The following is a 12,281-nucleotide window of genomic DNA, read 5'->3' on the forward strand; positions in this document are numbered from 1 at the left end:
ACTTAATAAAACTTGGCCCTGAAAAAGGTATTAACTTCGCTGCCGTTCTAATGGCGCTATTTTGCCCTCAAATTAGAAGTTTAGCCAGAAGATAAAATCTCAAATAGTCCATGATTTATTTATCTCTGTTTTTATATATTCTTTCCCTATTTACCTTCATTTTGTTAGTTATGTCTTCTCCTAAATCACTACCCAGCATTTCTGAGATACCTAATAAAAAAATGCCCACATCGGCTAACTCTTCATCAATATTTTCTTTATCTTGCTTACGCCAAGCTTCAAAGAGTTCATTAGTTTCCCCATACAATCTCAAGAGCTCAAACTCAATATCGGTTGTATTGAAACCATGATTTTTCTTATTTTCAAGAACTTCTTTTTGAAGCTTTTTTGTATCTATTATCATTTTTTATTCCTCTTAAATACCAAAATAAGGTTAATATTTATGGATACCAATTTCTTAATTTAAGTCAGTAACTAGTATCCTAGTCTTTAGCTGCCTGCTTTAAAAATGCTTCCGCTAATATGCAGCACAAGATTATTAAACCAATAACCAATAAGACAACTAAATTTAGTTTTAACCCATTTAGAGTACCAAGTTCTTGGCTAGGTACCTTAGCTTGCGCCCATCCAAGCAATGATGCTGCCAATGCTGTTCCAATCGCACCAGAATATGACTGTGCCGTCATATAAAGGACATTGCCATCATTAGTTGAAGCAGAACTCAATTGTTCCAAGCTAAGTGTCATTATATTACTGTAGCTTAGCCCTAGTCCCAGCATAAAAATAATATAAATGGCTACTAAGCTTATCACGCTTGGCTTAACCACTTGTGCAACTAAAAAAGTAGCGGCGATAATGCCTACGCCAATTATGATTGGTAAACGCGGATTGGCCTTGTCGTAGATAACACCGGCAATTGCTGAAACAAGGGCATCGACAATTGCAGCTGGCAAAATCAATAACCCCGCAGTTGCAGTTGACTGTTTAAAGGCCATCTGTAAAACATTAGGAATTAAAAATGACATGCTTAACGACATCAATTGCAATAAGAAAAAGGCCGTTAAAAATAAGTCAAAATTTTTTCTCTTAAATAGCGTCATGTCTAAAAGCGCATGAGGCTTTTTTCTTTCAAGATAAACAAACAGACTGCCACTGCCAAGTGCCAAAAGTGTCAAGATCAGCTGAAGTAAAATTTTATTATGACTGGTAAAACCTAAAATTAAAAATAAGGTAGAAACCAAAAAGATTGCTAAAGTTACCGCCGCCTGATAATCAAAGGTAATCTTTTGCGGTTTAACAGTCTGGCTGATGCTAGTTTCACCCAGCAACCAAGTAGCAATAATTACCGGAATAATAAAGGCAAACAGTGCTTGCCACGGCAAATAGTTGACTACAATCCCACCGTAAACTGGACCAACGGCTGGCGCAAAAGCAATTACCAATGTTCCGATACCCATAAAAGTACCGACTTTTTTCTTGGGGGCTTGTTCCAAAATAATTGAAAACATTAGGGGCAAACTAATCCCATTAGCTACACCTTGCAATAGTCGGCCACATAAAAGCAGCTTGAAGTTATTAGCTACTGCAGCACAAATTGTTCCTAGAAGAAAGCTGAATATTGCAGCACGAAAAAGACCGACAGCACGGAATCTTTTTCGTAAATATGAGCCAAAAGGAACAATCACCGTTGAAACAAGCATATACCCTGTCGTTAACCACTGAATTGTTGCTGGTCCCAGATGAAATTCCATCATTAGCTGGGGAAATGCAATGTTTAGTGCTGTTTCAATGACAATTCCCAAGAAGCTAAGAATGCCAATCGCAAAAATTGATCTAATAAGTCTGTTATTTTGATTCATTGAATTCTCCTTCAGCTTTTGCAATAATATGGACCATTTTTTAGTATCATAGCATAAAGCGTCCAATTAATTTATCAACCAAGAACGCACCATCTGATTCAAATTGCCTAATAAGCTGGCTTTCTTATTAGATTTTAATCGCAAGATAAGTGATTTTTTAAGAAATTAACGAGCTATAATTAAGGCGAAGGGATGAGAGGGATGAGTTGCATAATGAATAAAAAAATAATTAGTCACTTATTAATTGCTGCTTTCATGATTGGCGCAACCACTATTTTCAATGGGCAGATTAATATAGATCATGCTGCTAGCAATCATTTCGTTACTAAAACAATTATGCATACAGCACAAATTTATACAAAAACCGGCCAAAAAACGAGGCAAAAATATTATCCTTATAGCAAAGTTAAGGTCAGTGAAATACCAGTAAAACTCAGTCCCCAAAAACGCACTCCATATTATAAAGTAAAAAACAAGAATCAATATCTTAAGGCAAGTAACATTGATGGTGTCATCCGCCAAGTTTGCCAGAATACATTTGTCCATGCCACTAGCTCAAAAAAGGCAAAAACTAGGCCAATTAAAAAAGGCACAGAAGTGCTCACTTATGGCAATCCATTCAAGTTCAAAAATGGTCAATTATATTACCGTATCGGTGGCCCTACCAAACAGTACATTAAAGCTAGTGCTTTAGGCCAAACAACTGGTTCCAGTTCAGCCGCAGCAATCGCTAGCGAAAGAAAAGGTTCTAAATGAAGACCTATTTTTTTACAAAAGCCCCGCACTGCGAGGCTTCTAAGCGGCAATATTTAAAGCTATGTAACGTAAGTTAAGCGAACTGATAATCATTTTTAATTAAAATGTTAAGTTCTCATTTCGATATTCTAGCAAAATACAACCTTTATATCTCAAAAAGCAGATAATTAGTCTATGCCATGTTTGCTTTAAATATCTATACAAAGCAAATAATAAGGTTCTATAATTAATGTGAAAATCTTATTTCTATTTCTGAGGTGATTATAAGAGGTGATTATATGAATTTAAATAAAAAAATTATTTTTGGTTCAATTGCAAGTTTTCTTGCCCTTAGTCCAATTGTGCCTGCTGTGCTAACCCCTAGCCCTACTGTACAGGCAGCCAAAGCTACTACTTTTAAGCTTAATCATAATTCTTATGTATATAATGCACATGGCAAACGCACATATTACCAAGGTCAGAAAACTTTAAAAATGGGTGCAACCGTTAACGGGACAAATAAAATTTCTACTATTAAAGGCAGTAATTATTATCCTTTGACTGGTGGTACTTATATTAAAGCGGCCAATGTAGGCGCTATTAATAACCAAATACAGCCAGGTAACTTAGAATTAAACTATAATTCTTATGTTTACGATAAAGATGGCAAACGCTTGACTAAGTTTCGTGGCAGTAAAAGCAACACGCACTTGCTGAAAGGAACGCCAGTCAAATATTCTGGAACAGTTGAAAAGACCGACCGCGACAGCAAGCAGTACTTTTTACTAGACGATGATAACTATAATCAGTCTTGGCTGCCATATGAGAAGATTGGTACTAAGTACTATTACAATATCGGCGGTGGCGGCTACATTAATGCGGCCAATGTCGAAAGAATTGATAATAAGCCGCTCTATACCGCTGAGGCAACTGTAACAATTGATGCACCTGATAAGTTTATAGTCGGTTATGGAAAAGAAAAAGTGATGGTAAAGCCGGGCCAAAAAGTTAAAGTAGACCGCGTTTCCTTGATACAGTATGATCCCTCGACAGTTGTTTGTTTTCGCCTGAGTGGAACTAAAACTGGCTTTTTTACTAAAAAATTTGTAAAAAAACAGCCCCGGCAAAAACTACTAACCTATACATTTTATGATTATATTTTAAATACTGATAATATAAACGTTTATGATATTAATGGTCAAGTGCGAACTAATTTAGGTGAAACTTTTGACACGGGCGATAAAATCCCAGTCGATGAGGAACTTTATATTTGGCAACCGAAGGAAAATAAGGCTGAATTATTCTATCATATAGCAAGAAATGGTGATACGATTGATTCAGTTCAGTATGGCAAAATAACGGAGGATTATCGAAGCTATATCAAAGTAACAGGAACTAGCCATATTTCTGGTCCCCAACTGACTCCAATTAATACAGCAGAAGAAGCCAAAGCAGACGCTAAAGTGGCTACAAGGGCTGATAAGACAGATTTACAGAAACTAATTGATCAGGATAAAGTTGTTAAGGCAAATGAAAATTACCAAAAAAACGGCTCTAAGTTCTATGATAGGGCAATAAAAAATGCTAACGAAATTAATGATTCAAATACTGCAAGCATCGCGGAAGTAAAACAAGCCGCCAGATTGTTAAAGCAACAACTGGAAGAGGTATTTTTACCAATTGATCAGTTAGGTTTTAATTGGACATTTGAAGATGCAATGCCAATATAAAAATTTGCTTAATCAAATAATCTAAGAAAGAATATTGGTAAAGAAGTTGGCCTTATAGTCAACTTTTGTGGCCACAAAAAAGTAAGAAGCAGATAAAACTATTTTTTTAATGTTTTGCCTGCTTCTTTTTTTGTTTAATCAAGTAAATTTATGTGATCCATATCAAAAATGTAATTATCAATCTTTGGTAATTTAACAGTTGGGGGAACTAACAGGACAGTTATATATCGCCATTAAAGCCGCTGCTTTAAGCTAAATAGTCCAAGATGCTGAACATTGCTGCTTCATTTGCCGGCGAGATCGGCGCCGAGATAATCTGCTCTGCTGTTTGCTGAAAGACCGAACCTGAAATGTACTGGGCATCATTGACTACAATTTCTTTCAAGTTATCCTCTTCGGGCTCTAAGTGAAATTGCAGGCCCACTGCCTGCTTACCAAGAACAAAACCCTGATTTTGTAAATTATCATTAGAAAACAAAATCTTGGCTTCCTGCGGAATCTCAAACATTTCTTCATGCCAGTGTAAAACCGTCAATTCATGTGTCAAACCTTTAATCATATCAGTTTGCACCGTAACTGGCCCCCAACCTACTTCTTTAACTGGGGCCTTTTTAACTTGGTAACCTAAAGCTTTGACAATTTGCTGCGCTCCATAACAGATACCCAAAATGGGAACGTTTTTGGCCAATAACTTTTTAATTAATTGTCGCTCTTGCTTAATCCAAGGCAAGTCATCATTCGGGCTCATTGGTCCGCCTAAAATTACCAGAAAATCTGTTTCTTCTGCCGTAGGCAAAATTCCAAACTGGTAGGGATGATAAACATAAAATTCATGATGATGCAAATGAGCCCATTTTTGAATTGATCCCGGGCCTTCATTTGGTGTGTGCTGCAAAACATTAACAATCATTGTAACCTCCCCATAATTTTCAAAAGATTACTTTATACTTTACCGCTATTTACAACTTTTTGCATGAATTGCTTAATATGCCTAGTAAATTTTTAGCTAAGCAATTATTTTGAAAAATATTGTCCCACTTGTTGAGCTATTTTAGGCCATAACAGATTAAGAATCGCTAAAACGGCAATTGCAATTACTAAAACCTGACAGCCCGAGGCAAAATTAAGGTGTAAATCACGTAGTGCAAGTCCGAAACGACCGGTTACTACTTGAAAGGCAAGAATATAAGTCGTTGGTAAGTAGCGCACAAACGAGAACTGTGCCTGCTTTTCTACCGACTGCATCAGTAGTGGCAAAACTGCTCCACCAAGCAGTAATACCAATGAAATAAAAAGACAGCTCAGTTGGTTACAACTAACTTGCGCAATAAACTGAATTAAAACTACCATAAAGGTAAATGCCAACACCATTAATCCAATAGTTGGAACTAACCAAGCAGCTAAAGGTAGGTATTGCGGTGCTTCTTTAGGTAGCGTAAATGCTTGCACCGGATATGAAAGCGAGCCAGACCCAAATAACAAACTGCTAATACCAAAGGCGACTGAGCTTACTATTAAAATTAAGACAAACGTTACAAGTAATCCCGTCATCAAATCAATCGTTGTTGTCTCATCATTTGGTAACAGAGTGGCACGGTTCAAACGATCTACGTATTTGGCAGTAAACAAATTACTTAAAATAAAGCAAAGCATAACAGTTGCCAATATCGGTAATAGTCCCTCTAGCAATTTGAATATGAATAGGAATCCTCTCTTAGGATGAAGTTCGTTTTCTTCAGGAACATTAGCTTGTAGCAATACGCCAAGGTGAAGATTATTTTGCTTAAGATGCTCTTTAAGTTCGCTATTATCACTTTTTACTTGTTTAAGACGCTGATTATTCTGATTAATCATCAATCGGTAAGCAGTTGACCAATTCTGTTGATTTAAAGCTATTAAAATAGCTTTATCACTGTTAATTTGCTTGGAAATTATTGTTAATTGCTCCTTATCAGACTTGCTCCCAGGATGCTGCGCCAAATTTGCTTTGAATCGTGCCTGTTCTTTTTCGTTCTGCCTTAAGTCCTGAGTGACCTGAGTATGCAGTGATAACTGATCAGGAGCTGCTGCGTTATAGGCTAAAAGCAATCCGACTGCTAACAGCACTATCATTAAGGATATCCAGGTCAGATTGTTTTTTAACACCTTTTTTACCTGCAGTTTAAAATAAGCCATAGTCCTTACTCCTGCACTAGACGTTGTTTTTTCAGTGTTAGGGTTTGATCAACAATACTGGCAACTTCATCTTGATAGTGCGAAGCCATGATAATTAACTTACCATGCTTTTTTAAGGCAACAAGTTGTTGATACAAGACCTGTCGACTATCTTCATCTAAGCCGTTATTGATTTCATCCATCAACAAATGTTTTGCACCGCTTAGGCTATAAAGTGACACTAGAAGTTTTTGTTTCATCCCGAGCGAGTATTTCCTAATTGGCATTTTAACGTAATCACCCATCTGCCAACGATTAATTTCAGTTTCAATCTTCTGGTCCGACTGCCATTCCTGCTTTACAAATTGCATGTAATCTAATCCAGAAAGATTTTTATCAAACCAATCCGCAGTTTCTAAATAAAAGACCTGCTGTTTGACTTCCGTGAATTCATGACCATCAAATGAAACCTGACCCGCATCTGGTGCGAGTAAACTGACCATAGTTCGTAACACACTAGTCTTACCAGTACCATTTAGTGCTTGTAGTAAATATATCTGCCCGTCTTGAAAAACAAAGTTGGTATTTTCTAAAATTGGCTCACGCAAAGTCAAACTTAAATTTTTTACCTCAATCATTTTATTTTCCTCCCCTTTTGCGTACTTTTAGCAATGAGACAGTTTAAGAGCAAAATTACGATTGTCCCCATGACAAGTACGATGACCCCATTTCTAAAATTGACTTGTGGATAAGTAACCAGTTGATTTTCATCAGCAAAGGTATAAGCATTGCTAATACCAAACATCCCTTCGACCGGTTGCAATGCAAAGAAATAAGACATCGGCAAATATTGGGCAAAGCTACGCACGCCAATTACAAATTGAGGCAATACCATGCCTCCAACTAAAATAAAAACGGACAAAAGCAAAGCTACTAAGCGTCTCTTAAACAACTGAATAATTAGTAAAACAGCCGCTGCAATAAAAGCTAAACTAAGCAATTCTAAAAACAATGTCGGTAAAAATAGCCTGAACATGGGAATAAAAATATATTCTTTGGCTTGGGGATTCATCGCAGTTATCGGATAATTAAAATTTCCTGTCCCAAAGAAAAGACTGGGCAAAAGAAAAATTAAGAAAAAGACTAGCAAGAAATAACCAAAGCCAATGATAATGCCAGTATAAAACTCTGTTAAGGTCAACTTTTTTTGTGGCAGCAAATTACCCAATCGCATCCGCTCGAAAAACCCTGCAGAATAAATTTTAACCAGAATAAAGACAACAGCTAAAACAACCAGTGGTGGTATAGTAGTTTCCATCATTTGTAAAACGAAAAAGCCACCTTTGATAGACGCATAGTTCTCTTTTGGTATCTGAAGCTTAGCCAGAATCTCTAACTGACGCAGATCTCTTTTACTCATGGTCAATAAAGCATTATCTAAATTATCTTTTTTAGCACTAGCAAGATTTCTTTTTTCTTGTCTAATCATAATTGGATAGGCAGTCTTCCAATCATTATTTTTTAGTGCCCCAATTAAAGTCTGTAGTTCTTTAGAGGTGCTTTTAGCTTCTTTCAGATCGCCTGTCATTTGCTTTTTTTCTTGCGTACCTAGCTTTGAATCCTTTAGCGCCTTGCCAAAATACTTGATATTATGCTGCTGAATAATCAAATTGGACTTTGCTTGACTAAGATCATGACTATCCGCATTATTAACAATATAATTTATTCTTAAAAAATAAGCACAAATAGAAAGTATTAATATTAAACTTATCCAGGTGAACTTACTCTTTAATATTCGTTTGATTTGCAATTTGAAATATTGCATTTTTACCCTCCTTTGTTTGGGATAGCAAAAGGCTGTTAGTAGTTTTTATCTAGCAGCCTTAATAATTTAATTATTCAATTGAAATGTAGTATTCTCCTGAATAAGAATATATGCGTGTCTAAGTGGTTTTACAACTTACTCGTACACGATATTTTGTCCGATCTGTTTAACGAGAACTAGCATATTTATCCATAAGCATATTATTTAATCGCCACATTTAATTAATAAAATATTAACATTTAGTTTGTAAATTATCAATAAAAATAATAAAAAATAAATTAATTGTTAATGTTTCGAGTCTCAACATAATTATAAAAGTACTATTGCCATTAATTTATGAAGTAAGACATATAGAAATGCAATCAAAATAATACATGTTTAATCTGACCAAAATAGCTATACTTTTAAGTTCCACTTAAATGAGCGCACTAACTGCTGGTTAGGGCCTGGGTCTGCATTAGTACAGTATCAATAGATATTCATAGGAGCGGGTAAGAACTGATAATCAAGTAAACGAAGCAAGTAGTACAGATTAGAATCATTAATATAACTGGGTTTCACTAAATATGTGATTGAATGATCTTGTTGCCATTGATAACAAGAGTTTAACTTTTATCCTTTGGATAATTTAGCAATAAAAAATAGCCCTGATTGTTGTCTAATTTTCAGGACTATTTTCGCCTTTTAATCAATTTAAGTTGTGATATAGCTGTTATTAGCAAACTAGCTATTATATAGTTGCTTCAATTGAGAAAAAGTATTTTGTATTGATAATTTAAGTTGTGGGAAATTTAAATAGTCTAATATTGGAAAAAAAGATCCTTTAATTCTTGAGTCATCTTTTGTTCTTATAAATAAAAATACTTCATCAAGGAATTTTAATCGGATTTTTTCGTAGGCAAAATTATCACTCAGTTTTAAAGCTTTTAACTTTGAATATAGTTTTTGTGCATAATAGAAATCGGTATAAAGTAAAGAAAAAGCGGCATTAATTAAAGTCGCTACAGCAGCGTGTTGCCACTGATAATCATTATCATTTTTCTGATATTTGACTAAAAGTGTATGCGCTAATCCGAAAACACGCTTCCCTGGTAAAAGGAAAAGTGTATTGCCAAAGTTAAACAAATCTTCGTAATACCAGTTTTTAATTTCTGAAAGTAATTCCTCTAACCTACTTAAATCTCTAGGCGTGAACAAATTAATTTCTGTATCAGCTTTTAATAAATTACAAGCAATTGCTGCTCTTAATAGTTGTGTTCGGTCATAAGGATTTTGTTGACTGCTTTTTAAATACACAGTCGCCAATTCTCTAAGTCGTTGATCATTATCATGATAATATGCGGAAGATATTTCTTTAAAATCAAGGTTGTCGCTTAAACTGTCCGTGACAAACTCAGACGGCTTAATACGCATACGGTCAAGCATTGCAATCACTTTTTCAAAAGACATATTAGCCTGCCCTTTTTCCCAATAATATAAAGAAGACTTAGAAGTAATATCACGAGAAGCTGTATCTAAACTTATCCCCTTTTGTTTTCTTATTTCTTTAAATTTTTCGCCAAATTTATTATTCATATGATCCTTTCAATGAAAAATTGAATAAGACTTAAATATTGTAAAGCTACAAATTCTGAAGTACTAAGAGTTTAATATGATTCTTAAACTTAGCCCTATTATTTAATTATTTTCAAGTATTGATAATTTCATTTTTTATATTGTGCAATCCAATATTTATTGGAGCTTACTCCATTTGGCAGGCTACTTTACTACCAGCCTTAGACTAGTCTATAAATACGGTTGTAATGTCGTTTTTGTATTATGTTTATAGCTTTTTGAATTCAATCAATTTTAATATAACCATTTTTATTAGTGACTTTAAGTAGAGGCTTATTCTTCAAAATCTTGGAGTAATGCTTCGAATATGACCGATTATTTACTTTGATTTTCCTCTTTAATTTTGTTGACAACTTATAACTCATCTTATGCGCATTGGTCATACTAAAATCGCCATTAATCAGACTAAATGAGCTGTCACCAGTCATTACTGAGTTGCTAATCTTGACATCACCATATTTACAATTTCCTTTTTTACCTAATGCCGCATTAATCATGAACTGACTATTAGTTATAATAACATCACCAACATCCAAGCTAACCGTACCATTTTCTACTAAAGAATTATTTATTTTTAAATCACCATATTTTTGGTTTAAATGAACATTCTTAGAATCTACGTGGTTCATAACAACATCACCGTATTGTGCCTTGAGATCAATATATGGGATGGCTAAGTCATTAAAACTAAGGTCGCTCAAGTTACATGTTCCTGAAATCTTTTCGATAGTATTTCTATCAGGTACAGTTACTGTAACTAAGTAGCCACCATAATTATGATGCTTAACTGGCTTATCATAAATAGTTAGTTGATTATTATCAACTGTAACTTTAGTATCCGTAATACGAGATTTAAGCTTCCCACTAACTGTGACATGAAAATCTTCGCCTACAATAAATTTTAGACTTGAGCGATCAGTATCAAGTTTAACTTGGTTGAATGCTGCCGTTTTAAAGGTTTTACTAACTTTTTGGCTTGCAGGTGCCTTTTGTGACACTGCTTTAGCATTAGTATTTTGAAAATTCAAGGCTCTTATAACTGGAATGCCACTAATTAATATTAAAATAATTCCTATTAAAGATATTATTTGAGATCTTTTCTTCATAATTATTCCTCCTATTCTATTCACGTTAACTATTTTTTTGAAAGCCTGCTATCTAATCGAAGATATGGATGTCTCCTTTCCTATCCTTAACAGTAAGTATTGGCTTATTATCGATGGTTCGCTCAAAATGAGTTGAGTGCGACTTACCAAAGAATTTAATTTTATTTTTTTTGCAGCATGATAGGTTATAACCAATCTTTGGTGAATCATACATGATGAAGTCTCCTTCATGCAGACTAAACGAACTGTTGCCAAGTATCTTGGAATCTTCAACTTCAACATCATATACATCAGAATACTTTGCATTCATTTGAAACTTACAACTGCTAATTACTGTGTCTCCTGTGTCTGAAGTTAAGCTTGCCTTGTTTATAGTTGAATCATTTGCTGTAAAATCTCCGGAAACTTGACGTAGTTTAAGCTCATCAGTTTTAATCTTGTCTAATGCAACATCACCATAGATTGCTGCTAGTTGAATGTCAGTAAGATTTAATTTATGAAGGCTAACGTTACTACCATAGCTATAACCAGTAATGCTTTGCAAGGCATCGCTATTAGGGACAGTCACGCTGACATTGTATCTGCCTTTACGGATTGAGTGTGAGCTAGAAATAGTGAGACTTTTATTGTTAACGGTAGCTTTTATTTTTTTGGCATCTGGTCCGGTAGCCTTGACCTGAAAATTTTTTCCCGTTGAAACTTTCAGGTTGATAAATCTTTTATCCAGACGAGCTTTATTAATATTAACGTTAATTTTTTCAAAGGCAGGAACATTAAAGACTTTAATAGTCCTACCCTTCTTTTTTACGTAGGTAATTTTAGTCTGATCTGCCTTAGCATTTTGCTTATTATTACTTACTTTTATACCAATAAATAGTAAAGCAACTATGACGAATAGCGAAATACACAATTTACTGATTTTTTTCATCTTTATCTCCCTACTTTTAATTGAAAAATTATAAGTTCTGTATACTGAACAAATTTCCTATTATTTTTTCAACTTAATAAATCAGTTATTCACACTTAAAAGCTAGATACTTCCTTTTTTAGCAAATAATTCAACTATTAATTTATCAATACGATCTTTCAAAACCACAAATTCGCCCTTCCGCGTCTTATTGGCCTGAATAATAATCATGGTCTTCGCCGTCTTCGTGCTGCGCATGAAGGTATAGTAGCCTTCTCCTGCTCCATTAGCCGTCTTTAGCCCTAAACTGACGTCGTTATAAAAACCACCATTATAATAAGCTGGCGGATG

At 34.7% G+C, this 12,281-nt stretch carries 11 protein-coding genes and 1 pseudogene; 2 read left to right on the top strand and 10 right to left on the bottom strand.

Annotated elements, in window-relative coordinates; all coding sequences use genetic code 11:
- Positions 1 to 115 precede the first annotated feature (115 nt).
- Positions 116 to 403 (bottom strand): MazG-like family protein, encoded by a 288-nt coding sequence (locus J3U73_RS08630; RefSeq protein ID WP_267410180.1) that lies wholly within the window; start codon positions 401 to 403, stop codon positions 116 to 118.
- A 79-nt stretch (positions 404 to 482) separates the two neighbouring features.
- The gene (locus tag J3U73_RS08635; protein WP_267410181.1) at positions 483 to 1,859 is read right to left on the bottom strand and encodes an MFS transporter; all 1,377 of its coding nucleotides are present in this window, start codon (positions 1,857 to 1,859) and stop codon (positions 483 to 485) included.
- 213 nt (positions 1,860 to 2,072) lie between these two features.
- On the opposite strand from J3U73_RS08635, the gene J3U73_RS08640 reads away from it, so the two are divergent.
- Together J3U73_RS08640 and J3U73_RS08645 are read left to right on the top strand one after the other, a co-directional pair.
- Positions 2,073 to 2,615 (top strand): SLAP domain-containing protein, encoded by a 543-nt coding sequence (locus tag J3U73_RS08640; protein ID WP_267410182.1) that lies wholly within the window; start codon positions 2,073 to 2,075, stop codon positions 2,613 to 2,615.
- A gap of 278 nt (positions 2,616 to 2,893) precedes the next feature.
- Complete coding sequence (locus J3U73_RS08645) at positions 2,894 to 4,324, top strand: SLAP domain-containing protein (RefSeq protein ID WP_267410183.1); 1,431 nt, start codon at positions 2,894 to 2,896, stop codon at positions 4,322 to 4,324.
- A gap of 247 nt (positions 4,325 to 4,571) precedes the next feature.
- Here J3U73_RS08645 and J3U73_RS08650 read toward each other — a convergent pair whose 3' ends face one another.
- The 8 genes and pseudogenes from J3U73_RS08650 to J3U73_RS08685 all read right to left on the bottom strand — a co-directional run.
- A complete protein-coding gene (locus tag J3U73_RS08650; protein WP_267410184.1) occupies positions 4,572 to 5,234 on the bottom strand; it encodes a type 1 glutamine amidotransferase in 663 nt (220 codons plus the stop codon).
- A gap of 104 nt (positions 5,235 to 5,338) precedes the next feature.
- Positions 5,339 to 6,499: a hypothetical protein gene (locus J3U73_RS08655; RefSeq protein ID WP_267410185.1), complete on the bottom strand. Its 1,161-nt coding sequence runs from the start codon at positions 6,497 to 6,499 to the stop codon at positions 5,339 to 5,341.
- Between the two features lie 5 nt (positions 6,500 to 6,504).
- Positions 6,505 to 7,116: an ATP-binding cassette domain-containing protein gene (locus J3U73_RS08660; RefSeq protein WP_267410186.1), complete on the bottom strand. Its 612-nt coding sequence runs from the start codon at positions 7,114 to 7,116 to the stop codon at positions 6,505 to 6,507.
- Positions 7,113 to 8,303, bottom strand: a complete 1,191-nt coding sequence (locus J3U73_RS08665) for a hypothetical protein (protein ID WP_267410187.1) — start codon at positions 8,301 to 8,303, stop codon at positions 7,113 to 7,115. Before J3U73_RS08665 ends, J3U73_RS08660 begins: the two co-directional genes overlap by 4 nt.
- A gap of 723 nt (positions 8,304 to 9,026) precedes the next feature.
- Positions 9,027 to 9,878 (bottom strand): Rgg/GadR/MutR family transcriptional regulator, encoded by an 852-nt coding sequence (locus J3U73_RS08670; protein ID WP_267410188.1) that lies wholly within the window; start codon positions 9,876 to 9,878, stop codon positions 9,027 to 9,029.
- Positions 9,879 to 10,141: 263 nt separating this feature from the next.
- Positions 10,142 to 11,023 carry a DUF4097 family beta strand repeat-containing protein gene (locus J3U73_RS08675; RefSeq protein ID WP_267410189.1) on the bottom strand — a complete coding sequence of 294 codons (882 nt, stop codon included), beginning with the start codon at positions 11,021 to 11,023 and terminating at the stop codon, positions 10,142 to 10,144.
- 52 nt (positions 11,024 to 11,075) lie between these two features.
- Positions 11,076 to 11,951, bottom strand: coding sequence for a DUF4097 family beta strand repeat-containing protein (locus tag J3U73_RS08680; protein WP_267410190.1), 876 nt, complete (start codon positions 11,949 to 11,951; stop codon positions 11,076 to 11,078).
- A 102-nt stretch (positions 11,952 to 12,053) separates the two neighbouring features.
- Positions 12,054 to 12,281, bottom strand: a pseudogene (locus J3U73_RS08685) (hypothetical protein); the annotation flags it as partial.

Origin of the sequence: Lactobacillus sp. B4005 (assembly GCF_026536045.1) — a bacterium.
Classification (GTDB): domain Bacteria; phylum Bacillota; class Bacilli; order Lactobacillales; family Lactobacillaceae; genus Lactobacillus; species Lactobacillus panisapium.